General features: G+C 31.6%; 10 protein-coding genes. 4 read left to right on the top strand and 6 right to left on the bottom strand.

All coding sequences use genetic code 11. From position 1 onward, the window contains the following. Positions 1–71: 71 nt before the first annotated feature. Positions 72–2,612 (bottom strand): bifunctional aspartate kinase/homoserine dehydrogenase I, encoded by a 2,541-nt coding sequence (thrA, locus tag V9L04_RS14550; RefSeq protein WP_338790570.1) that lies wholly within the window; start codon positions 2,610–2,612, stop codon positions 72–74. A 222-nt stretch (positions 2,613–2,834) separates the two neighbouring features. On the opposite strand from thrA, the gene V9L04_RS14545 reads away from it, so the two are divergent. Further along, entirely contained in the window at positions 2,835–4,667 is a 1,833-nt protein-coding gene (locus V9L04_RS14545; protein WP_338790569.1) for a tetratricopeptide repeat protein, read from the top strand. A 19-nt stretch (positions 4,668–4,686) separates the two neighbouring features. Here the strand turns inward: V9L04_RS14545 and V9L04_RS14540 are convergent, their stop codons facing one another. The 3 genes from V9L04_RS14540 to alr all read right to left on the bottom strand — a co-directional run bounded on the left by V9L04_RS14540 (position 4,687) and on the right by alr (position 10,017). Continuing rightward, positions 4,687–6,294: a SpoIIE family protein phosphatase gene (locus tag V9L04_RS14540; RefSeq protein WP_338790568.1), complete on the bottom strand. Its 1,608-nt coding sequence runs from the start codon at positions 6,292–6,294 to the stop codon at positions 4,687–4,689. Positions 6,295–6,379: 85 nt separating this feature from the next. Then, the gene (locus tag V9L04_RS14535; RefSeq protein WP_338790567.1) at positions 6,380–8,752 is read right to left on the bottom strand and encodes a TonB-dependent receptor; all 2,373 of its coding nucleotides are present in this window, start codon (positions 8,750–8,752) and stop codon (positions 6,380–6,382) included. Positions 8,753–8,856: 104 nt separating this feature from the next. After that, positions 8,857–10,017 (bottom strand): alanine racemase, encoded by a 1,161-nt coding sequence (gene alr / locus V9L04_RS14530; protein ID WP_338790566.1) that lies wholly within the window; start codon positions 10,015–10,017, stop codon positions 8,857–8,859. Positions 10,018–10,390: 373 nt separating this feature from the next. Here alr and V9L04_RS14525 point away from each other — a divergent pair, with 373 nt between their 5' ends. Together V9L04_RS14525 and V9L04_RS14520 are read left to right on the top strand one after the other, a co-directional pair. After that, on the top strand, positions 10,391–16,003 hold the full coding sequence (locus V9L04_RS14525; RefSeq protein WP_338790565.1) for a choice-of-anchor D domain-containing protein: 5,613 nt from the start codon (positions 10,391–10,393) through the stop codon (positions 16,001–16,003). Positions 16,004–16,398: 395 nt separating this feature from the next. Then, on the top strand, positions 16,399–23,580 hold the full coding sequence (locus V9L04_RS14520; protein ID WP_338790564.1) for a choice-of-anchor D domain-containing protein: 7,182 nt from the start codon (positions 16,399–16,401) through the stop codon (positions 23,578–23,580). Positions 23,581–23,834: 254 nt separating this feature from the next. On the opposite strand, the gene V9L04_RS14515 is transcribed toward V9L04_RS14520, so the two are convergent. Next, on the bottom strand, positions 23,835–24,512 hold the full coding sequence (locus tag V9L04_RS14515) for a hypothetical protein (protein ID WP_338790563.1): 678 nt from the start codon (positions 24,510–24,512) through the stop codon (positions 23,835–23,837). Positions 24,513–24,662: 150 nt separating this feature from the next. Here V9L04_RS14515 and V9L04_RS14510 point away from each other — a divergent pair, with 150 nt between their 5' ends. Further along, complete coding sequence (locus V9L04_RS14510) at positions 24,663–25,856, top strand: hypothetical protein (RefSeq protein WP_338790562.1); 1,194 nt, start codon at positions 24,663–24,665, stop codon at positions 25,854–25,856. A 41-nt stretch (positions 25,857–25,897) separates the two neighbouring features. Here the strand turns inward: V9L04_RS14510 and V9L04_RS14505 are convergent, their stop codons facing one another. Next, the gene (locus tag V9L04_RS14505; protein ID WP_338790561.1) at positions 25,898–26,524 is read right to left on the bottom strand and encodes a class I SAM-dependent methyltransferase; all 627 of its coding nucleotides are present in this window, start codon (positions 26,522–26,524) and stop codon (positions 25,898–25,900) included. Between the last annotated feature and the right edge of the window lie 105 nt (positions 26,525–26,629).

Genomic DNA, 26,629 nt, shown 5'->3' with positions numbered 1-26,629 from the left:
TAATATAACGTTTCAAATCTCTTAATCGTTTTGCTTTTTGAGTAGTCAAATAATTTAAGTTCTAAATTTATTTAATTGTTCATTATAAACATCAAATCAGCAAAAACACCACTTGCTGTTACGGCTGCTCCTGCTCCTGCGCCCTTGATTACTAAAGGCTCATCAACATAACGATTTGTATTTATTGCCACAACATTGTCTTTTCCTTCCAAATTATAAAATGGACTATTCGACGGAATTTCTTGTAATGCAACTGATAAATTTCCCTTTTGCATTTTGGCAACAACCTTTAATTTATTGCCGTTTTTGTGGGCATTTTGATAGAGCGTTTTAAAATGATTTTCGTGTTTTTTGAGATTTTCGAAGAGTTCTTCTACGCTTTTTGAGTTGGTACACTCATCTGGTAAAAAGCTATTAAAAGTAATATCTGAAAGTTCTTTATTAAGTCCTGATTCTCTTGAAAGAATCAAGATTTTTCGCATTACATCTAATCCAGAAAGGTCAATTAATGGATTTGGTTCGGTATAACCTTCTTCTTTTGCTTGCAGAACAACGTCAGCAAATTTGTTTTCTGCATTATAATTATTAAAAATAAAATTCAGACTTCCCGAAATTACGGCTTCAATTTGATTGATTTTGTCGCCACTAATTCGGAGGTCATAAATCGTTTTCAAGATTGGAAGAGCTGCACCTACAGAAGTTTCATATTTGAAATGAATATTTCTTTCTTTCGCTAATTTGTTTAGTTTTAAATATTTTGAGTATTCACTACTACAAGCAATTTTGTTACAAGTGACTACCGAAATACTGTTTTTTAGTAAAAATTCATAGCCTTCACTCACAATATCAGAAGCCGTATTATCAATAAAAACGCTATTTCTAAGATTCAATTCTTTGATAATTTCAAAATATTCATTGAGCGAAGAATATTTTTTTGCATTTTTATTTTCCTTCTTTTGCTTGAACTTCAAAACTTCTTCTTTTGTAAGTTCTTCTACTCTTTCAAACGTTTCGGAAGAATGATTGAAAAGCAGTTGCTTACTATTTGCAACACCTATTATTTTGAGGTTGATTTGATATTCTTCAATTAGTTTTTGTTTTTGAGCAAATAGAATATTTATAAATTCTGTTCCTACATTACCAATTCCTGCAATAAAAACGTGAACATTTTTGACTGCCGAAGCAAAGAATTTTTCATGAATTACGTTCAATGCTTTTTCTTCATCTTTTTTATCAATTACAATAGAGATATTTCGCTCCGATGCTCCTTGTGCTATTGCTGTCACATTGATTCCATTTTCGCCTATTGCTCCAAAAATCTTTCCAGCCAAACCAATCGCATTTTTCATATTATCGCCCACAAGAGCCACAATACATTGATTTTCTATTGCTTTTACTTCATTCATTAAGCCTCTTTTAATATCTTTTTCGAAAGCAGAATTAAGAGCATTTTGAGCAGTTGCGAGTTCAGACTGGTTGATTCCAATTCCAATACTTTGTTCAGAACAGCTTTGCGTAATCAGAATAATATTGATATTTGCTTCTTCCAAAATCTGAAAAACTCGTCTTGCACTTCCTTTTTGTTTGGCTAATCCAACTCCTGAAACAGTAATAATTGCAATTTCATCTAGCGAACAAATACCTTGAATTTTGTTGTCCGTGAGTTGGTTTTCGCTACTGATAAATGTTCCCTCTTGCTCTGGAAAAAATGTATTTTTCAAATACAATGGAATATTTTTGTCCATTACTGGCAAAATAGAAGGTGGATACAAAACTTTTGCCCCAAAATAAGCCATTTCGAAAGCCTCTGCATAACTCAATTTTTGTAAAGAATGCGTTGCTTGTACTTTTCTAGGATTTGCTGTTTGCATTCCGTTAACATCACTCCAAATCTCCAAAAATGTCGCATCAACAGCATTTGCATAAATAGAAGCCGAAAAATCTGAACCTCCACGCCCTAAAGTAACCGTTTCACCTTTTTGATTGTGAGCTACAAAACCTGCTGCAATATAATTTTTATTGTTTTTTATGTCGTCGGTGGGGACACTAACAATGGCAGAGTTATCAGATTTACCAATAACGGCAAGAATATTTCTTGTTGTTTTGTCTAAATCTAAAATTGCATTTAGATAATCTTTTGATTCGTTTGTAATAGTTGAAATTAATTTTTTGCTATCTAATAAATCAACCTTGATAGGATTCTTTAAATTAACAGAAAGATATTTTTGAACAATGATAGAAGAAAGTGCTTCACCAAAACTCAAAATAGTTGCTCGTGTTCGGTCAGAGAGTTCTTTCAAAGTTCCTACACTTTCACAAATTGATTCTAATTGATTGCATTTTTGTTGCACTTCTACAAAAAGGTCAATTTGATGTGATTCGCTGACAAGCTCTTTTATAAATTCAAAATGAAAATTTCTAAACTCTTCTAATAAAACGGTATGTTTTGCTTCTAAAGAAAGACTCGCAATTTGTTCTAGTTTATTGGTAATTCCTGAAAAAGCAGAAACCACAACAATAAAATTTTCAGTTTTTGAAGAAAGAATAGCAGCTATTTTTTCAAGATTGGATTTTGAGGAAACACTTGTTCCTCCGAATTTCAAGACGAGCATTTAAGATATATTTGTGTTATTTGGCGTAACCACCAAAAACGAGAGAGTAAGTTTTGAAAATAGTGTCAAATTTACAATTTAATTTTTTGATAGTGTAATTGAATTAAAAAAAATGGTATTCTATCCTTAGAATTTCTTTCTCTGTCGAAATAAGTTAAATAGTTTTACTATTTCTCACTTTTTTTGTAAATTGATAGGCTAATTACTATACTTTATTACACCTTGAAGCAAACTCGTTTTTTTACACAAAAATGTTTTTTTGGAAGAGTATTATTTTATAACAAAATAATATTCCTAGTTTTCTGTGTATCTGCATTTAGTATTTTTTCTACTTCTGCTCAAGACTTATCTACTTATTATGATTCGGCACAATCTTATAAAAATAAAGATTTAGAAAAACAATCTTTTTTCACTAAAAAACTTCTATCAGAAAGTCAAAAACAAAAAAACAAAGAGTATTTATTAAAAGCATACCATTTGACAGCTACTATTTTTTATGAGAAAGCAAATAAAGATAGTGCTTTTTTTTATATAGATAAGGCTCTTGATTTGGCAGAGATAATGAAGAATAATGAAACCAAAATAGAGGTTTTACGTCTGAAAGGTTTTATTTATAAAAATAGAGTTTATAATAAAGATTCTGCATTATTATTTTTTCAAAAAGCCCTACAAGAAAGTAAAAGATTAGATTACAAGTATGGAAAAATTAAAAACCTAGAAGCTATTTCTTTTTTATTAATGGATAAAGGAAACTATCTAGATGCTACTCAATTACTTTTGGAAGCTCGGGAAATTGCTCATGAAATAAAGGATAAAAAAGCACTCTCTAGCATTGCCAATAACATTGGACATACGTATTTACAGATGTATATGTATGAAAAAGCGTTACCATTTTTTAATGAAGCTAATAGACATAGAGAAGACAAAACAACAGCTTCTATCATTCCATTAAATATTGCTGAATGCTATTACAGGACAGGAAATACAAAAAAAGCCCTTCTTATTTTAGATAAAAATACCCCTTTGGCTCTCAAAACATCATTAAACATGGCAATAGAATATCATTTGGAATATGTAAATCTGTTTTTGGAAATAGAAGAACCTCAGAAGGCTTTAGAAAAAATAAAAATACTAGATTCTTTACTTATTGACTCCAAACCTCAAGCCTATCGTAATTTATTATTATTAAAAGCCAAAACTCATTTACAACTAAAAGATACTTTAAAAGCACACAATTATGTAAAAGAGGTAGAGAAAAAAATATCTATAGAAAGTAATGATGATTTTATTAATCGCATGACTATGCACGAATTATTTTCTTATACCTACATGTTTTTAAAAGATTATAAAAAAGCTAATTATCATTCTCAAAAATATATTTCGATTTATAAAGCTACCTATAATAAGGAATTACAACAAAACATTTATGAGTCTGAGGTAAATCAACGGATGTTATTGCAGGAAAAAGAAAATGAATTGCAAAAACTAAAATACCTTACTGAAATTGAAAAAGAACAACAAAACAGAAAGTATTTTTTGATCGGATTAGTCTCTTTACTAATTATTTTTATTGTCATAACAAGAGCATACTGGATAAACAAAAAATATAGTATAGAACTAAAAAATACAAACCATAAACTTTCAGAATCTCAATCCGAAGTAATACAACAAAATCATATTTTACATGAACAATCGGAAGAATTGATGAGGCAATCAGAAGAATTAAAATGTTCTCATGAAGAAGTTCTTGCTATGAATGATAATTTGGAAGATGTTGTCAAGCAACGTAATCAAGAAGTGCTAGAAAAAAATAAAATGTTAGAAGAATATGCGTTTATCAATGCTCACAAATTACGTGCGCCTGTAGCTCGTCTTTTAGGAATTATGCAGATTATTGAACTCTCCAAAGATACTAGTGAAATAGAGTTTTACTTACAAATCTGTAACAAAGAAATAAAAGACCTTGACCGTATTATTTGGGCAATTAAAGAAGCTATTGAAGAAAAAACACCTCTTGACCGTTGGGAATTGGAAAAAAGAAAAGAAATGAAGTAGTTAGTATAGTTTGCTAGATTTAAGAAGGACTAACTTCAAATCCCATTACTAAAACATCGTCCATCTGCTCCCTGTCTTGTTGTTCTCTCCAGTCTTCAAAAATAGTTGTCAGCACTTCTTTTTGCTCAGAAAAGGGATAAGTAGAAATATCTAAAAGGGTTTGTTTAAATCTGGTTGTGTTATATTTTACATCTTCTTCTCCTCCAAACTGGTCTTGAAAGCCATCCGAATAAATATAAAAAGAGGTAGTAGAATCAATAGAAATAGTATGATTAGTAAACTGTTTTTGTTGCTTTTTAGCTAAATTCCCTCCTACTGAAGTTCTATCTCCTTTTACAACATGCATTTCATTATTTTGAACATACACTAAAGGATTTTTTGCTCCTGCATATTCTAGTATATTATTCTCAGAATCTATCAAACAAATGGCTGCATCCATTCCATCTCTTGTAGAACGAATAGAAAGATCAGTTTGCTGAAGAGCTTTGTCTATTTTTTGGTTTAAATGTGTAAGAATCTCAGAAGGAGTAAAAATATCTTTATCTAAGATTGCATTTAACAACTCATTTCCTATCAAAGACACAAACGCACCTGGAACGCCATGTCCAGTACAATCAATAGCAGCAATAATAATTTTTGATTCTACTTTGTGAAAATAGTAAAAATCTCCACTTACAATATCTTTAGGCTTAAAAAGCACAAATGAGTTGGGCAAACTTTCTTTAATTTTTCCTATCTTAGGAAGCATAGCTTCTTGAATACGTTTAGCATAATTGATACTCGCTGTAATACTTTTACTTTTTTCTTCTATGTTGCTGTTTTTTTCTTCTATAATTCTATTTTTATCCTCCAAAGCTTCCATACTGTAAGTCATTTCCCTATTTATTAGGCTTAGCTTGTTTTGTATTGCTTCTAGTTCCTCAATATTCTGTCGTAATTCTTCTTCAGTAACTAGTAAACGTTTATTTTTATCCTGTACTTCCATTTTGTTTTTTATCAGGAAAATACTATTCTGTCTAAAAATAATTGCCCACCAACCACATACAACAGCCATAATAGAAACAATTGTAAAATGAAAAACAAGTTGAAAAACTGTTACATAAGGTACTGTTTCTCCAGTGATTTTTATTCCACTATAACTAATAAAATAATAAGCAAGATTTTCCATTCCGTAAGCTACTTGCAAAATAGCCAAAATACTATGATGTCCAACAGTAAGGATAGCATAAGGAATCATGATGCGCCAATCTTGATAAATAATAAGTAAGGCTGCATTTACAAAAAAGAAAAAATGAGTTTCTGCCATGCCATGCATCTGTCCAATAAACTGCAACATAAAAACAGCATAAACAATACTAATAAGCATGCGAGCATAAAATTTATTACTCAATAAAAAACGAGCAACTAAATAAATACCCAAAGCAGCACCTCCTGTAATGAAACTAAAAAGCCATGTTTGATAGATAGGAGCTAAAAAAATTCCAACTACAAAAAATATCATCACAAACTTATCTGATATTTTATCAGCTTTAGTTTGTACTTTTATTAAATACCTTTTGAGATATAAAGCCTCTGAAATTTCTTCTGTGTCATAAATAAGTTCTGAATTATCTAGAGATGATTTCATGTGTTTTTAAAAAAAGTAGTTAGTTTTTTATCTAAAATAACTATTTTTTATTTTTAAACAAATTTTTTCTACGATTCGCTATCTTTCAAAAATCCAATTTTACACCCAAAACAACATTTATTCCCAAATCATCAGCAAAATAACGCTGTCTGTTTAGGTAATCTCTATAAGCAACATTAAATAAATTATCTACTTTTCCAAAAATACGCAATTGAGTTTTTTGTCCTTGAATAGTAGTGGAAACTCTCAAACCTACCAAATTATAGGCTTTGGGAGGAAGTGTAAAATCTTGTTCTTCTAAAAGATTTTTTTGATAAAAAACATATCGATTTGTGATTTCAAATTGTGTATTTGTAAGTTTTTTAGGACGTTTTGTTTCCTTACTTCCAATAGAAATTGGTTTCTGAATCTGATAACGCAAACTTGCCTGTAAATTATTTGAAGGCATATTGATAAGAGGTAAATTATTTGATACATCATCTCCTTTTATAAAACTATAACTTGCTTTCAAATCTAACGACTTAGAAAACTGATAACGAGTAGAAACATCTAAGCCATAAATTTGGGCATTTGTTTGTTTGTATTTAAAGACAGGAAAAGCTCCACGAATTGTCAAACGGATTTCTTTTTCTGGATTCAAATAAATATAATCGTTGATATTTTGATAATAAATTAGTGTTTCGAAGGATAATTTTTCTTTAATTTTTCCACTTAGCGAAAGCGTATTTTTAATAGATTTTTCCGTTTTTAGATTTGGATTTCCTTCTTCTATACCACTTACGCCTTGATGAAGTCCATTACTAAAAAGTTCATTGACAGCAGGATTGCGAGTTGCATAACCAATATTATATGAAACTTGAATAGCATCACTCAACTGATAATTTATTCCCAAAGAAGAGCTAAAATTAGTAAAGTTATTATCAAAACGAATAATTTTTCTAGGCACAGAATTACTAATCGTAACAGCATTTTGAATTGTGTTTTGATAACGTAAACCTGTTTCTAAAAACCAGCGATTTACTTTTTTTGTCAAGACAGTAAAAACACCTGTTTCATAACTCAAATAATCTGGAATAAGAGGCAAAATTCCTGTTTCTGGGTCGTTGGTATTATCTGTAATAGTAGATTGAACTCCTACTTTGAATATCAGATTATTTTCAAATTCTTTTTGATATTTTGTTTCTAAAAAATAAGAATATTGTTTTAGGTTTAGTGCAGGGACTTCTGAGCGTCCACTTCTACGGACATCGAATTCTTTTCTGATATTGAGTTGAGTAGCAAAAGTAAAATCTAGAAATTGTTCTTCTATATTCTTATTTTTAGAATTAAAATACTTTTTTGAATGGATTTTGAATAAATGGTGATTTACTTTTTGTTTTGGTGCATCAATATCATAACTAAAAGTTGATTCTGTAAAAAAGGGCTGCTTTTGCTCAAAAGCATTTTGTAAGTCAGTCAGATTTCCGACATGCGAACCACGCAAAACACCCAGTTCTGTGTTGAAAGAACTAAAATAAATATCTGTAAAGAAATTTTCTGTAAACTGTTTTTCTAATTGAATAGCAATATTTGCCTCTTGATTTCCTGTATTGTTTAGAAAATAATCAGCTGTTTTTTTGTCTCCATTTTTTTTGAGTGTTCCATTTATTTTCCAAGCTATTAATGAATTGTATTGTTCTAGTTGTAAGTTTATTCCATGTCCTCTTCCATTAGTTTCAAAAAAATAACTTGTATTTCCGTGCAAATGTGGTTCTCGTTCTATTTTTGCAGGTTCTACCAAAATCACACTTCCTAGATTCGAACCTTGATATTCTAAACTACTTACTCCTTTTACAACTCTGATTTTGTTGGCTACCAAAGGGTCAATTTCGGGCGCATGGTCATTTCCCCATTGCTGTCCACTTTGTGTAATTCCATTGTTTAGGATGGTCAGACGGTTTCCATAAAGTCCATGCACTACTGGTTTTGAGATTCCATTTCCATTTTTAATAGTGCTGACTCCAGAAACTTCTTCCAACATATTGGAAAGATTTTGATTTGAGTTATCTGAAATATGTTGATGATTGAGAGTTTGGATATTTTGAGTAGAAATACTTGTTTTTTCACTAATTACAACACTTTCCAAAACTGTATTGAGCGCATGAATCTCTACATATAAAACTGTATCTTTATCTACATTCAAAAAAATACTGTGATTTTCTCCACTTACATGACTAAAAACAAAATGATGTTTGCCTTTACAAATATTCTTTAATTCAAAATATCCTTTTTCATTACTTGCTGTTCCTTTTAGCGTTTCTTTGTTATAGACATTGACAAATTCTAAAGGCTTATTCGTATTTTCATCAATAATAAAACCTGTTACAGATAGATTACAGTTTTGAGAAAATACATTTGTAGAAAGAAATAAAAAGATAAAAAATAGAGATAAAACTATTTTTAAGAGTTGACTTTGCATGATTAAAAAGAGGAAAAAATAAGGGAAGAGAATTTTTACTTCTGCAAAGATAAGGAAAGATAAGCATTTTATGCAACAGAGTTGCATTTATAACGCAAAAATACTTACTCTACCACTTTACGAGGAATATTCACAGGCAAACGAGTAAGTAATTCGTAATTAAGTTGGTTACTCATCTCTCCAAAACTAGCTACACTAATTTCTTGTTCTCCTTGCTTCCCTATCAAAACTACTTCGTCACCTATTTCTGCGCCTTGCATTTTTTCTAAATCAATAATCATCAAGTTCATATTTACTACTCCTACCACAGCCATGCGCTCACCACGAATCAGAACCCTTCCCATATTACTCAGACTGCGACTATATCCGTGTGCATATCCCACAGGAACAATTGCTATTTTCATTTTCTGAGAAGCTAAAAATGATGTACCATATCCTATAAACTCCCCTGCTTCTACATCTTTGATTGTCATTATTTTACTTTTCCAACACAGAACCCTCTTTAGTGGGTCAGTATGAGTTTTGTTATCTTTCAAGTATTGAATAAGTGTTTCTTGAGTAGGAAAAAAACCATACTGTAAAATACCAATTCTTACCATATCCATTTGTGTTTGTGGATAGGCAATTGTAGCAGCAGAACAGGCTGTATGGTATTTTTTGGGAATAAAATCAGGATTTTCTTTTCGTTTGAAACGCTTTACAATTTTTTTATAATTGATAATTTGTGATTTTACTCGTACATAATTGGCAATACTCTCAGCACCTGCATAATGTGTACAAATTCCTTCCAATACAAAACAATTTTTGTATTTTGTAAGTAGCTCAAATACTTTGGGAATATCTTTTTTTGCAATACCCAAACGGTTCATTCCTGTTTCCATTTCTAAATGAATTTTGATAGGAATTTGTGTTTTTTGAGCAATATTCAATCCTGCTTGAAGTCTTTCCAAATCAAACATATAGACCTCTACACCTGTCTGAATTGCCCATTCTAGTTCTTCATTTCCTATCATTCCCATAATCATAATTTCTGAATCGTCTTTTTTTAACTTCTGGACATAAAATGCTTCATCTGCTGAAAAAACAGAGAAATGATTGATTCCACACGATTCTGCTAAAGGAATAAAATTTTCTAATCCGTGTCCGTAGGCATTTCCTTTTACTACAGAAGAAAGTATTGTTTTTTCTCCTATTAATTTTCTTAAAAAATCATAGTTATTTTGAAGGGCTGATTTGCTGATTTCTATTTGTGAGGTTGCGAACATTTGTTTTTAGCTATTTTTTTTGTGCTTTTATTATGTATTTGAGTTACTTTCCAAAGTTAGGTTTCTTAATTGTTTAAATCAAAAAAAGTAAAAGATAATTTATCTAATTCCTATTTTACTAATCTTATAACCACTAATTTATTATATATAAAAATAGTTTTAAGACACAATGAAATTACATTTTGCTCCAAAAATAAAATTACCTCTATTAAAATTTAAAGTCACTTATGTAATAAAACAAGAAATAACTACAATTATTTTGTTTTATTAAAAACTCTGCTTTACCTTTGCAGCCGTATAAAAATCTAACTATCAGTATAATTATAGATTTAGATCTTCTTTTATTTTATTTTCACCTTTCCTTTCAATTCTAATGAAGCACATTCTTCTACCACTTTTGAGTAAAAAAACCATGCTTGTTTTAAGTTTTTTATTCTTTATTACTTTCTTCTTCAATACAAATTCTTTATTAGCTCAATGGGAAGATGTTGGGGATATTGGTTATTTAAAAGCAAATTCTATTAGACAGAATCTAGCAATGCATCCTATTTCTGGCGAACCTTATGTAGCATATCATGATGGAAGTAAGGGTTATAAAATAACTGTAGCTCGTTTTGATGGTACAAATTGGAGATTAGTAGGTAACTCTGGTTTTTCAGCTGGGCGAATACGCTACCATGACATGGCTATTCATCCTACTTCGGGTGAGCCTTATGTAGTATATAGTGATGAGGTGAATTTTGCTGAAAATACTGTAATGCGTTTTGATGGTACTAGTTGGCAATTAGTAGGAAGTATAGGTTCTGCTGGATCAAATGGATTATATCAAAAAATAGGCTTTCATCCTATTTCTGGCGAACCTTATGTAGCTTATCAAGATGGCGCAAATGGATACAAGACTACTGTAATGCGTTTTGATGGTACAAACTGGCAATTAGTAGGAACTGCTGGATTCTCATTAGGATATACCTATCATCAAGATTTAGCTTTTCATCCTATTTCGGGAGAACCTTATGTTACTTACAATGATAGTGGAGAATATGATGATGGAACTGGAAATTTCGTTGGGAATGGAACTGTTATAATGCGTTTTGATGGTACTAGTTGGCAAATGGTTGGGAGTGTAGTACCAACAGGTATCTATCAAAGTTTGGCTTTTAATCCTACTACAAACGAACCTTATATTGCTTATAGTGATTCTCAAAATGGACGCAAAACTACTGTGATGCGCTTTGATGGTACAAACTGGCAATTAGTAGGAACTGCTGGATTTTCAATAGATAAGGCAGAGTTTCAAAGCCTAGCATTCCATCCTGTTTCAAATGAGCCTTATGTTGCATATAGTAATTATGAAAATATGAATGGGGCTATTTTAATGCGTTTTGATGGCACAAGTTGGCAAATGGTAGGGAGTGCTCCATCAGCTAGTGCAATCTATCTAGATTTTGCTTTTCATCCTACTTCAAATAAACCCTATATTTCGTATTGCGATTTTGCAAATTCAAATAAAAACACATTAATAAATTTTGATGATACTGAATGGCTAGAATTAAATAATAAAGGATTAGCAGAAGGAATTGGATTCCATCAAGATATAGTCTTTAATCCAGTTTCAAATGAACCTTATGTTACTTATAGTGATGATGCACATGGTAGAAAGACTACGGTGATGCGTTTTGATGGAGTAAACTGGACTAGTATAGGAAATAAAGGATTTTCAGCAGGAAGATCAGAGTTCCAAAGTTTAGCTTTTCATCCAACTTCAAATGAACCTTATGTCGCTTATAGTGATGAGTCAAATGGATATAAAACTACTGTAATGCGTTTTGATGGTATGAATTGGCAAGCTGTAGGAAGTAGTACAGGATTTTCAGCAGGATCGTCTAGCTATCAAAGTTTAGCTTTTCACCCTATTTCAAATGAGCCTTATGTCGCCTATAGTAATAATGAAAATGGGGGTAAGGCTACTGTAATGCGTTTTGATGGCACAGACTGGCAAGTAGTAGGAAATACAGGGTTTTCAGCAGGATTCTCTACCTACCACAGTTTAGCTTTTCATCCTACTTCAAATCAACCTTATGTGGCTTATAAAGATGGAGGAAATGGAAGTAAAATTACTGTAATGCATTTTGATGGTACAAACTGGCAACTAGTAGGGACTGCTGGGTTTTCAGCAGAAAGAGCAGACTATGAAAGCTTAGCTTTTCATCCTATTTCGAATGAACCTTATGTAGCTTATAGTAGTGGAAACAATCAAAGAACTGCTATAATGCGTTTTGATGGTACAAACTGGCAAGCAGTAGGAAATGTAGCATTTGTAGCAAATTATTCAAGAAATCAAAGTTTAGCTTTTCATCCTATTTCGAATGAACCCTATGTTGCTTATAGTGATGGAGGAAATAACGGAAATGGACAAAAAACTGCATTAATACGATTTGATGGCACAAATTGGCAAGCTATAGGAAATATTAGAGGCTTTTCAGACGGACGATCTAGTTACCAAAGTTTGGCTTTTCATCCTATTTTAGGTGAACCTTATGTTGCATATTATGATATAGAAAACGGAGGTAGAACTACTGTAAAGCGTTTTGTTATGGCTACACCAGAAATCAATCTAGTAGGAAATGGAAATAATATCATAAGTGGAACAACTTCTACAGATGTAAATAATAATACTGATTTTGGTACTGTGTCAAATGGCAGCTCTGTAATAAAAACATACACTATCCAAAATACAGGAAATGCAGACTTAACTATTTCTTCTATTGGTGTAAGTGGTATAAATAACACTGAATTTGTAGTGAGTAGCTTTACTCCTAATACTCTTATTACAGCAGGAAATAATATTACCTTTGATATTACTTTTGCGCCTTCTGCTTTAGGAACTAGAAATGCTACTATTACTATCAATAATGATGATACTGATGAAGCAGTTTATGATTTTGCAGTGCAAGGAACGAGTGTTACTCCTCCTACTTTCACAGCTGCTATTACCCCAGTAAGCTGTGCAGGAGGTTCTACAGGTATAATTGACTTAACAGTAACTGGAGGAAGTGGAAGCCCTACTTATCTATGGAGTACAGGAGCAACTACACAAGATATATTTAATTTGTCAGTAGGCGAATATACTGTTACAATTACTGATGGAACAGCTACCTATACAGGTACTTATGAAGTAGGTTATGACCTGAACTGGATAAACTTGACTGATTTTTCTGTTGATACAGAAGAGAAACTTACCAAATCTACAGCTACTAATGGGTGGACAAGTAAAGCTTTTTCAGAAGAAAAGATAATTACAGACGGAGGAATTATATTTACAGCAGAAGAAAATAATACAGCTTATATGGTTGGTCTTTCTTATTATCAAGGAGCTGTTGGATTTACTAGTATTCGTTATGCTCTTTATTTAACAAATGCAGGTGGTATAGCTGTTTATGAAAAAGGAATACTTCGTGGAGGTTTTGGTACTTACCAAAATGGAGATATTCTTAGAATAGAACGATTAGGAACAATGATTCAATATTCTAAAAATGGAACTCCTTTCCGTACCATTAATGATGCAGTAGCAGGAGAGTTAATGGCTGATGTAACGATGTATACAGAAAGTGGTAAAATTCCTCAAATTCAGTTTACAAGTTGTCCTATTACTTTGGAAATTAGTTCTTTTACATCTAACAATTGTCCTACTGATGGTTTGGGAGCAGCTACAACTGCTTTACTAGGAGAAACTCTTCCTACTACTTATCTTTGGTCAAGTGGAGAAACGACTGCAAATATCTCAAATAAAAATACAGGTATTTATTCAGTTACAATAACAGGAACAGATTACGGAACACGTACTAAACATGTAGCTATTGGCTATCAAATTGATTTTGAAAATCAAGCAAATGTAAGTGTATCAGGAAATGTCTTAACCAAAACAAATGCTACAGGATGGACAAGTGGTACAACCTCTGCTTCTACACAACAACTTGCTAATGGAGTAGATGGTTGGGTCAGTAATACAATCACTACCAATACAGGTTCTTATATGATTGGTTTGGCTAGACCAAATGCAATTGCCAGTTATACTTCTATTGATTATGCATGGTATTTTGTAGGAAATTCTGATGCCATTCCAAGTTATAATGGACAAAGAGGAGCAGCCATAGCTTACCAAAAAGGAGATGTATTTAGTGTTGCTAGAGAAGGAAGTACAATGAAATTTTATAAAAATGGCATTGTGGTTCATCAGTACCCTATCAATACAAATGAAGTTTTGATAGCTGATGTTGCCATTTATTCAGGAAATACAGGACAAGTACAAGCATCCTTTTGTGGTTCAACAGGTGGAAATCCAACTTATACAGCAACAGTCACAGGAATTGATTGTACAAATGCAGGAAGTGCAGGTGATATCAATATTACAGCAACAGGCGCAACTTATTTATGGTCAAATGGTGAAACGACACAAGATATTACTGGACTAAATGCAGGCACTTATCAATTAGAATTAACTAAAAATGGAATTGTCTCTTATTCTTCTTATCTAATTGGTGCACCTTTAACTTGGACAAACCTAAGCAACTTAACATTAAACGCCAATGGACAATTAGATCATACTAGCTCAGGTTGGAATACAAGTGCAAATTCTACCAAAAAAGTAATTGGTAATGGTGGCATTGTTTTCAAAGTAGACAATCTTATTAATTCTGCCATTGGTTTGTCTAAAAAAGAGAGTGGAACAGGTTTTAACTCTATAGATTATGCTATTTATCTAACTGCCACAGGTACAGTATATGTGTTTGAAAAAGGAATTAATAGAGGTTCTTTTGGAAACTATCAAGCAAGAGATGGATTCAAAATAGAGCGAGTAGGCACAACTATACAATACAGCAAAAACGGTGTAATCTTTCGTACAAGTACAAATGTACTTACAGATGATTTGTTAGTAGATGTTTCTTTACAAACAACAGGGACAACCCTACCAGCAGTTTTATTTATCAATTGTGCTTTAGATGTAAGTATTTCAGCTCCCTTAGTAGATTGTGGTGTTTCTGTAGGTTCTGCAACAATAAGTTTAACAGGAGGAAATTTTACAACCTCATATATATGGAAAAATTCAGATGATGTTATTGTTAGCACAACAAATACACTTAGTAATCAACCATTAGGTTATTATACTGTAACAGCAAATGGCTCATTTAGTAGTATGGAAAAACTAGTTCTTTTGAGCTACGTCATTGATTTTGAAATAGAAGCAGAAGCAACTAATAGTGGTTCAGAAGTAGTAAAAACAAGTTCTACTAATGCTTGGTCTTCAGGTATTCATACCACCAATACTTTATTAGCTAATCAAGATGGTTTTGTAGTCAATACAGCTTCTGAAAATACAAATTATATGTTTGGATTAACTCCAGCTAATACAAATCCTTACTATACTTCTATTAAATACAGATGGTATTTATTATCTCATGGAAGCGCAGTTGCAGGTTACACACCTTCTTCAGGTGTAGTTGTTAATTATGAAAAGGGAGATAAATTACGTGTAGAACGTATTGGAAATGTTGTGAAATATTTCCATAATCAAGTAGAAGTTTATCAAGAGAATGCAGACCCTAATGAAATACTTATTGCTGATGTTGCTATTCATACTGGAAATGGAAATGCAGGAAGTTATGCAGTATCTTTTTGTGACTCTCCAACAGGTAGAATCGCTAATAAAACAGCAAAAAAGTATACTTATATAGATAGTCTCTCAGACAATTTTAGTGTTTATCCTAACCCAAATAATGGAACATTCAACATACATTTTGGCATAACTCTTACCAAAAACATTGAAGTAACTATCTTTGATGGAATTGGTAGAAAAATAAAGACACAGACTTTTGAAAAAGGAAAGCAAGATTTTAAAATGAATCTAAACAACCAAGCAAAAGGAATGTATCTTATTCATTTCAATCAAAATGGAGCTACCTATTCAAAACAGATTATTGTTGAATAAAAATAGTTAGATAAAAATTCATTCAAAAACTCCTTTACTAAAAATTAGTGAAGGAGTTTTTTTATAAAAAAAATCGCTTCTATATGATTTTAGTTTCAAAATATAAAAAGTGCTTTTATCATTAGTAGAAACAAAAAAAAGTACAAATACACATGAACAGCTCTTGTCGGTGTGCTCAACAATAACTTTAATTGTAACTAAATTCATAAAGCTCCACAAAACCTCATTTTTTAATTCTAAAATCTAATTTTATTCTTCTAAAGGCATTTTTATAACAATGTGCATCCTATTTTTTAAGCTAAAAATTTGTATCTTTGCGTACTAATTTTTAGTTAAATCTGAAAAATATAAACACTCATAATCAACAAGTTACCACTATTTATCCATTTACTTCTATGAAAAAAATTATTCTCTTACTTTTTTTGTTTGTTCTATTTATATCAAACAATCTAACAGCTCAAAGTAATGCCTTAAATTTTGATGGAACAGATGATTTTGTAGAGATGCATAGTGATTTCTCTATCCCTACAGCTTTTAGTAGTTTTCTTACAATTGAGTTTTGGGTAAAAACAAGTGGTACAGAACAGACTATTATGTCTAAAGAAGGAGTATTTAATATACATACTACTGATGAGGGAAAGTTAGGTCTTGCTATGGAAATTGATGGAGAAGGCTCTTATTTCATAGAAAGTAATAATGTTATTGCAGATGGCAATTGGCATCATATATCAATTACAAAAAAAGGCTCTTCAGTCTATGAATTTACCCTTTGGGTAGATGGAATCCCACAATCTGATAGAGAAATTACATTTAATGATTTTGTACAAACTTCAAATACATTTTTTTTAGGAAAAGATGATTCTGCTGTTGATCCTTTAGATTCATTTGAAGGAGAATTAGATGAACTACGCATTTGGGATATATCACGCTCTTGTGATGCTATTTATTCTAACATAAATAATGAGATTGATCCTCTTTCAGAATCTTTCTTAATAGCATATTATACTTTTAATCAAGGAACACCAGAAGGAGATAACAGCATAACACCAGCAGTAGATAATCTTATAGATTACTCGGCTAATAATAGAGAAGGAATATTAACTAACTTTGCATTAAGTGGAACAACCTCAAACTGGGTAACAGGAAATTCTATCATAACTGGAATAACTCCTAACAGTAGCCCTAAATTATTTCTTTCAGGTAATAGTCTGTATATACCAGAGGGAAATACGCCTATTGAAGAAAGCTATACAGATTTTGGGACAGTAAATGGAATAGCATTTGGATATTATACTATTCAAAATTTGGGTGTAAATGATTTAACTATTAATAATATTACTATTAATGATGGAGGAACAGGGCAGTTTATTCTTACTTCTCCCACTATATCTACTCCTCCCATAGATATTCTTGCTAGTTGTAGCAATTTTCTGTCTCTAGATATAGAGTTTACCCCTATTAACGGAAATTATGGAGAGCAAACAGCTATTGTAACCATAGAAAGCAATGACGGAGGAATAACTAACACTTATTCCTTCAATATAAAAGCAATAGCTACTCCACAAATAAGAATTTCTGATGATGTAGGTATTATTTCAAGTGGCTCATCAACAGTAGATTTTGGAACAATAAATAGATGTAATACAATTACAAAAACATTTACAATAGAAAATATTAGAGGCTCAGCTCTTGAGTTAAGTGGAAATGTAGAAATATCTGGAGATACTTACTTTGAAGTTACAAGTCAGCCTACTATATCTGTTATTGATGGTGTGGCACAGGCAACATTCACAATTTCTTACACACCTACTGAAGCAGCTCAACAAAGAGCTACAGTAGCTATTTATAGTAATGATGAAGATACAAATCCTTTTATGTTCCAAGTACAAGGAACAGGAAACACAGGTACTTATCCCAATTACGACTGGATAGAAGCAGAACAGAGTTTTTCTACTAGCACTACTCCTTTTTATGACTTGAAAATAGCACAAGATGGAAGTCCCTATGTAGCTTTTCAAAATGCAAGTGGAACAACAAGTGTCAGAAAATACAATGGCACTAACTGGCTAGACGTAGCAGGAACAGAAATTTCTTCTGATATTGCTATTAATCAAAGTATGGTTATCACTAGAGAGGGAACTATTTATGTGGCTTATAATAATTCTGTAGCAGAAGTAATTGTAATGGAATTTGATGGAACTACTTGGACAAATATAAGTGATGGAGGTGCTTTTATTAGCTCTAGTTCTAGTTCGTTACAACTTGCATTAGACAAAGAAGAAGATTTATTCCTAGCCTATCAAGATAATAGCATAAAAGCACAAGTAGTTAAATATGATGACCAACAGTGGGAAAATATAGGTGGAGATGCTTCGGATGGACAAGCAAATTTTATTAGTCTAGCTATAAATAATAATGGAAACCCTGTTATTGCATTTAGAGATTTCAATAATGGATTAAAAACTTCTGTAAGAGAATACAATGGAGATGGAGGTTGGGGATACATAGGAAGTCCAGGTTTTTCTTCACAAACATCAACCATGCAAAGTATAAGTATTGATAAAAACAACTATATTTATGTAGCTTACAATGAATCAGGAGCTACAAAAGTGGCATTTTATGAAGGAGTATGGATTGAAATTGGTTCTTCTTTACCTACTTTAAATTCTATTGTCGGAAATCTGCTAGTAGATTTAGAAGCAACCCCCTATTTAACTCTTATAGAAAATGTAGGTTCTACAAATGATGTTCGTGTAAAAAAATATAATGGCTCAGACTGGACAAACCTTGCTATTAACACAGGAACATCAACTAGCTCTCCTGTAATTGATTTTAATACAAATGGAGTTTTACATATTGCCTATCAAGATAATATAGATAATACAGGAACACTCAAAAAATATATTCCTAATTATTCAGAAATAAATGTACAAGGAAATAGTACAGATATAGTAAATGGAGATACTTCACCTTCTACTACCGATGATACAGACTTTGGAAGTATTTCTACTAATTTAGCAAAAACATATACTATTATTAATGATGGAGGCACACCATTAAATATTACTTCTATTGCTATTAGTGGAACAAATGCAGGAGATTTTGCAATAAGTTCTACTCCTACCTCTATAGCTAATTCTGATAGTGAAGATTTTATAATTACTTTCACACCTACCAACTTTGGAACTCGTAATGCGACTGTTATCATAAATACAGATAATTGTGAAACGCCTTCTTACACATTTGATATTCAAGGTACAGGACTAAAACCAGATATTTTTGTAAAAGAGCAAGACTCTGATACAGAAGTAATAAATGGCAGTAGTGCTATGAGTGGAGGAAATACAGATTTTGGAAGTGTAGAAGAATGTAGCAATAATTCCCTTGATAAAACATTTGTAATACGAAATGATGGAAATGCAGATTTGACAATTAGTAGTATAACAACAGATAATATACAGTTTGCAGTAACTTCTTCTATATCTTCCATTATAAGTGGAAGTGAGGCAACTTTTGTAGTAACATTTGACCCAGAAAATATAGGTACACAAACGGCAATGATACAGATAAGCACTAATGACCCTGATGAAGAACCTTATACTTTTCAAGTAATAGCAGAAGGGTTAGATGACACAGAAGTACCTACTGTAATTAATCCAGCAAACCAAACTGTAAGTGTAAATACATCTAGTTGTACATTTGATAATGATATTGCTTCTAGTCCAATTCAAAATGTATCAGCAACAGATAATTGTAACGGAACACTTATTTATAATTATTTTATTAATGGACAAACAGTAAATGATTTAACTAACCAAGTATTTAATCTAGGAGTAACAACTGTAATCTATACAGTAAGTGATGGAACAAATATAAATAATGATCCTTCTAATACTTTCACAGTAACTGTCATTGACCCTGTCGAAATAAATGTACAAGGTAATAATATCACAATCTCAAATAATGATGTTACTCCTAGTCCAAGTGATGATACAGACTTTGGAGATGTAGGGATTTCTTCTACAAAAACAGTAACTTATAACATTCAAAATACAGGAACAGAAGATTTGAATATTTCTTCTATTGGCTTTCTAAACACAGTTTTGGGTTTTGAAACAGATGTTATTTCTCCTTTTACTATTTCAGCAGGAAGTTCCCAAACTTTTGATGTTAGATTTACCCCACTTACCATAGATTCATACACCAATACTATAGTAATAAGTAGTAATGACTGTGAAGACGGAACATATAGTTTTGACATACAAGGACAGGGAGTAGTAGGACAAGAAATAAATCTAACAGGAAACGGAACTACCATCGCAGATGGAGATATTACACCAGACCCAAGCGACCATACTATTTTCCCTACTACCCTAACTTGTGGAAGTGCTTCTTCTACTCGTACCTATACTATTGAGAGTATTGGTTCAACGGATTTAACGATAGATAATATAACTTTAAATACTTCTACTGGAGACTTTACATTATCTAATTTGCCTACTGATTTTCCTTCTAACCCTATTGTTCTTGCTCCTACCCAAAGCTACTCTTTTGATGTAGTTTTTAATCCTTCAGTTACAGGAAGTCAAATAGCTCTCGTTAATATAGAGAATAATGACATTGATGAAAACCCTTATAACTTTAACATTCAAGCAGAAGGCATAAACGATACACAAGCACCTAGCTTGGTAGCTATGCAAGACTTCACTAGAAATACTAATCCAACAGATTGTTTCTATACTAATCAAACTACATCTACGACACAGCAAATTCCGAATGGAACAGCAAGCGATAACTGTAGAGTTTCTGCCTATAATTATTTATTGAGCGGTGCTACATTGGGTAGTCTAAATTCATTAGAAAATGTTGAATTTAATACAGGAATCACAACTATTACTTGGACAGCAAGCGATGAAAATGGAAATACAGCAAGTCCAAATACATTTACTATTACAGTAGTAGATAACAAAATTCCTAGTATTGAAGCTCCTTCTTCTATCTCAATAAATGCCGATTTATATACTTGTACGGCTGATAGCACAGGATTAGATATTGGAAACCCTATCGTTTCGGATAACTGTTTGGTTAGAATTTTCAATGATGCACCTGCATTATTTCCTCTTGGAGAAACAACTGTAATTTGGACTGCCATAGATTCGGCAGGAAATACAGCAACTGATGAGCAAGTAGTTACGATTATAGAGCAATTCTTTGTTTCTCCTTCTGATTCACTTATTTTGGTAGATATTTATAATCAAACAGGTGGACAAAATTGGGTTACTAGTTGGGATTTGACTACGCCAGTTTCTACTTGGAATGGTATAGAAATAGGTTGTGGACAAATAATTTCAATTGATTTATCAAATAATAATTTGGTAGGAACACTTCCAACTTCTATTCTTGGTTTATCTCAAATCAATGCTCCTAGTTTTTCTCTCAAAATACAAGGAAATAGACTTAGTTTTGGTTCATCAGAAAACTTTGTTGGTCAGATTCCAAATTTCACCTATTCGCCACAAGCCAAAATTTATTCTCCTACTACAGAAATTATTTCAGAAGGAGAGTCTATTACTTTCAATTCTGCTACAGAAGGAGATTTTACTTTTTATCAATGGTATAAAGACCAAACCCCTATAAATGGAGCAAACGCTGAAACATTTACCATCACAAATGCAATTCCTTCAGATGCAGGAGTATATTTTTGTACAATAAAAAATTCAGTATCTAATCAGCTTACTTTAGAACGTCATTCAATTAAACTAATTGTTGAAGGATTTTTAAATGAAACTGATTCACTTGCCTTAGTAGCCATTTTTAATGAAACAGGTGGAAACACAACTTGGAATAGAAAATGGAATTTGACAAACCCTGTCGCTACATGGGAAGGCGTAACACTTTCAGGAAATAAACTGACTGAACTTGATTTGTCTTCTCGTAATATGATAGGAACATTGCCTGATGTTTTTGATGCTGAATTATTTTCAGAACTTCGTTATTTGAGCTTTTTTGATAACGATTTAGAGGGACAAATACCTTCAACTATTGGAAATATGACAACACTGACTTATTTAGACTTAGATAAAAACAACTTTGAAGGTGCTGTTCCTGCTTCTTTTGGTAATCTAATAAATCTTCAAGCTCTTTGGTTGTCAAGAAATAATTTGGATGAATTGCCTGACGAAATTGGAAGTTTAGCAAAAGTGAGAAACTTATACCTCAACGAAAATAATTTTGCTGCAATTCCAGAGACAATAGGAAATTTGAGTGAACTTTTGGTCTTGAATATAAGTGATAATGACCTTAAAGAATTACCAAATTCAATTACAAATCTTGCAAAACTAATTCAGCTTTATGCTAATCAAAATTTTATTAGTGTTCTTCCTACAGGAATAGAAAATCTCAATTCTTTAGTAACTTTTGAGATAAATATAAATAATCTAAATTCACTTGATATAGGCTTGTTACAACTCAATAATTTGAAAGAATTAAGAGTAGCTGAGAATGAATTAGAATTTGATGATTTATTACCTTTTGCAAACTCTAACTTTAATGTATTTGATTATGCGCCTCAAGCTCCTATTAATGAGGAAATGGATATTTTAGCTCTTCCCAATTCTTCTGTTTTCTTTACCATTCAAACACAAGGAAACGGAAATATATATCAATGGTTGAAAGATGGAAATCCTATTTCTACACTTCAAAATTTCACATTAAATCAAGTCCAAAATACGGATAGAGGAATTTATACAGCTTTGATTACAAATCCTAATTTAGCAGATTTAACCTTGAAACGTCGTTCTGTTAGCCTAAATATAGAATGTCAGTCAGGCTTAAGTTTTGAAATAAAACAACCTTTACAAACTGTATTCTGTCAAGAACAACCTTTTGGTATCAAACTAACAATCAATGCAGATTTTACAGCAAATAATCAGATTCGTTGGAGAAAAGATGGAATCGTTCTAGCTTTTGCCAATGAAAAAACCTATATAGTCACCCAAGCAGGAACATATACAGCCGAGGTATTGACAGCTAATGGATGTACAGCTCTTTCAAATAAAATAGAAATTACAACCCTTCCAAATCCAGAAGTTAGTATTTTATTAATCAATGAAAAAGTATTGGAAAGTACAATTAATAGCCAAGAAACAGTAACCTATCAGTGGTTAAAAGATGGAAATCCAATTGAAAATGGGTTTGAAAGTTCTTATACTCCTACACAAACAGGCGAATACAGCTTACTTGTCTTGACAGAATCAGGCTGTAGCTCAGTTTCTGAAATTATTATATTTACAGATATAACAACAGGAATAGAAGAGCCGAAAGAATTACAAGATTTAGTCCTTTTTCCCAATCCAAATAATGGTTCTTTCTTTATAGATTTTGGAACGAATACTCCAAATGGAGACTCTAAATTTATTTTGATTGATGCAATAGGAAGAATAATTAATGTAAAAACAGAACAAATTTCTTCTACTCGTTATAAAGCAAAGACTAATAATTTGGCTGGAGGAATTTATTACCTGCAAATTCAAACTAAAGACGGAATTACTTTCCGTAAGTTTGTGATAGAAGAGTAAATTTATTTGAATAAACGTTATCACGGTTATTTACAGGTCTAATAATCAATTAGTTAGAAAAAAGCAAAACACTCTTATTTTTCCATAGCGACAGGTTTGCAAACCTGTCGCTATGGAAAAATGAACATTACTAAATTAACCATGATAATATTTATTAATCAAATTCTAAAAACCAAAAATGCCTTTACTCATAAAAAAGTAAAGGCATTTTGTATTTAATTAACCATTAAAAACTAATCGTTAATCGCTATTATTTATTTCATATTCTCCAATTCAGCAATTTTCTTTTTGAGTTCTTCTCTTTTTTGCTCATTTTCTTTTTGCTCTGCTGCATTTTTTTCAATGTCATTTTCAGCATCTGCAATTTTCTTTTTATAATCTTCAATGCTGTTTTTTAAGCTCTCATCTGTCTTTTTATTTTTTTCAACCTCTTTTTCAGCATCTTTTAAGTTATCTTGTAGTGCAGCAATTTGAAGGTTAATCTGTTCTAAACGAACTTCTTTAACCATATTTTCTAGCCAAGAACGAATATTTTGTGCTTCTTGTGGCTGGTCTTTACTACTCACAGCCATATCATATCCTAAAGTCTGGACAACTTGCAAGGTAATCTTGCCTTTTTTCTCTTCCATAAAAATATGCAAATCAGAAGTTTTGTCAGAAAATTGTTTTACGACTACTTCTTCTGCGTGGTAATTACCTTTTTTTTCTTTGTATTTAATTTTTTGAGTGTCTAACCATTTTTCAAGAGCAATTTCAAGAGCTTTTTCAGCATCTCCAGAAATTCCATCAAATTGAATTTCAAAACCATTCAACGTTTTTTTCTTTTCTACTTTGATAGCTTTTTCACTTACATTTTGCGCTACAACAGAAAAACCAGCTCCCATAAAAAACAGAAAAGCAAAACTAAAAATGATTGTATTAAATTTTTTCATTAGATTGTATAAATTTTTGAATAAAAAATTGACTTAAAAACATACACCTACAAAAATCAAACTAATTTTAAATATTATCGTTTAAGTTGGAGTTTTAAGATATTTTTAGTTTATTTAAAAAAAATCTATTTCCATTTTTCAAATCACATAATGCAAAAAAATTTACTTTTCCTTTCTAATTTCCTTATTTTTTCTCTTCTTATCTTTTCAAAAAATGATGTAAAGGCACAATATGCAACAGCCGTTTTTGAATATGAAAAATCATCTTTTAATAATAGTCAAAATCTCCCTGCACAAGAAAATTTAATGATTAGTGGAGCAGCACAGCCAGAAACTGTTTTGGTAGAAATCACAATTTTAGATGATAAAAGTAATCGAAAAGACGAACCCAAACCTTTATTTGTTGCTACTTGGGTGCGTCCTCCTTATTCATCTATTGGTACTTTTACTGTTCCTGTAAACTACAAACTGCGTGGTTCTTCAAAATACGATTTACAGATTGATTATTACAGACGAATTACGGATATGGAAAGAGAAAACCTTCGCCAAGACCTATATAATAATCTTTTTGCTTATACAGAACAATCATTTACTGTTGAAAGAAAACGAGCTAGAGTAATCGGAGGAACGGCACAACTTGTCAGAAACTTAAATGAAATTGCTAGAAAAGGACTTTCTCTATACAGAAATAGAAGCCAATTACAATTTGAAGGATTTTCAGATTTAGTAGTTTCTAAAATTGACCAAATCAATAAAGCCAACCTCAAAAAAGGGAAATTTATTTTCTCCAAAAGAAAGAAAAAAGATTCTCGTGCAGATTATAGAGAAAAATTGATGACAGAGTTAAAACAACTTTTAGCCAGTGAACTAGGACAAGTTTTGAATGTAGATTTATTAGTCTTACAAGACCGTAAATTTATGGATGATTATCCAACCGAAAAAACTCGTACCGAAATTCCTTTAAATGTAGGTTATGGAGGTGTTCATCTGACAGGAACAAATTCTGAAAATAGCACTTTCGGAACTTCGCCTTATGCAGGTTTGTCTTTACCATTGGGTAAAAAAGGGTTTGCAGGAGAGTTTTGGAGTAGAAGTTCGATTTCAGCAGGTTTCTTTTGGAATAATTTTGAAGACGATGCAGGACAAGAAATTTCAGGTCCTATTTTCAAACGTCCAACTTATTTAGGATTGGGATATAGAGTTTTTCGTTTTATTCGCTTCAATGCAGGTGCAACATTTTTGGAAGATTCATCAAGAGGAAATTCTTTAGCTGACCAAGTTTACATACGTCCGTTTGTTGGCTTTAGTGCTGAATTTCGTTTTTGGATTGATCTTGAAAAGTAAAATCATTGCCCTCGTTGACGGTCTTGACCTCAACGACAGTTTCATATTTTTTCAAAAACTATCAATCTATTATTCTGTATCTCAAATTTCAAATTATAATTTTGAGCAATAAATTGAATTGTCTTTTTTGTATAAATAAAAACGTGTGTTGGGTCTTTTCTGTAATACCAATCTTTAAAATCTGCATCTGTTTCAGAATCATAAATAAGTGTCATTATTAATAATTGCCCTTTTGGACTCAAAATAGATAAAAGTTTTTCTATTTCTTGTTTTGGATTATAAAAATGTTCGAAAACTTCACAACTGAAAATATAATCGTAGTGATAGTTTTGATAATTTTCGTTTGGATGAAAATAAGGGTCATAGAGTTCAACTTGGTAGCCTTTATCTTTCAATAATTTGGAAATTACAGGAGCTGTACCACAACCATAATCTAAACCTAAATGATTTGAAGTAAAATTTGATAAAATCAAATTTGTGATAGGCGAAGTGAAATTTTGATAACGAATATCGTTTACATCATTTTTATGTTTTTCATAAATTCCTATTTCTTGAAGATTATCTAAGTAAAACTTTTGGTCTTTTAAATATGAACCACACGTATCACAAATAAAATAAAAATCGTCTGCTTTATTTTTTAAAAGCGTTTGACATAAAGTGCAATTCATTTTGAATACTTTACAACCGTCGTTGAGGTGTTGCCGTCAACAAGGTTAGTTTATAAAATTATTTTACCTCAACGACGGCAAAGCCTCGTTGACGGTTGCTATAAA

Origin of the sequence: Bernardetia sp. MNP-M8 (assembly GCF_037126285.1) — a bacterium.
In the GTDB taxonomy this organism is placed as follows: Bacteria; Bacteroidota; Bacteroidia; order Cytophagales; family Bernardetiaceae; genus Bernardetia.
Note: the sequence above shows the minus strand (reverse complement) of the source record. Positions and strands in the feature narration are given on the sequence as shown.

What these genes read in the sequence shown, in the direction of transcription:
- thrA (WP_338790570.1), bottom strand. Translation starts at nt 2,612, where the DNA reads ATGCTCGTCTTGAAATTCGGAGGAACAAGTGTTTCCTCAAAATCCAAT.
- V9L04_RS14540 (WP_338790568.1), bottom strand. Translation starts at nt 6,294, where the DNA reads ATGAAATCATCTCTAGATAATTCAGAACTTATTTATGACACAGAAGAA.
- V9L04_RS14535 (WP_338790567.1), bottom strand. Translation starts at nt 8,752, where the DNA reads ATGCAAAGTCAACTCTTAAAAATAGTTTTATCTCTATTTTTTATCTTT.
- alr (WP_338790566.1), bottom strand. Translation starts at nt 10,017, where the DNA reads ATGTTCGCAACCTCACAAATAGAAATCAGCAAATCAGCCCTTCAAAAT.
- V9L04_RS14525 (WP_338790565.1), top strand. Translation starts at nt 10,391, where the DNA reads ATGAAGCACATTCTTCTACCACTTTTGAGTAAAAAAACCATGCTTGTT.
- V9L04_RS14520 (WP_338790564.1), top strand. Translation starts at nt 16,399, where the DNA reads ATGAAAAAAATTATTCTCTTACTTTTTTTGTTTGTTCTATTTATATCA.
- V9L04_RS14515 (WP_338790563.1), bottom strand. Translation starts at nt 24,512, where the DNA reads ATGAAAAAATTTAATACAATCATTTTTAGTTTTGCTTTTCTGTTTTTT.
- V9L04_RS14510 (WP_338790562.1), top strand. Translation starts at nt 24,663, where the DNA reads ATGCAAAAAAATTTACTTTTCCTTTCTAATTTCCTTATTTTTTCTCTT.
- V9L04_RS14505 (WP_338790561.1), bottom strand. Translation starts at nt 26,524, where the DNA reads ATGAATTGCACTTTATGTCAAACGCTTTTAAAAAATAAAGCAGACGAT.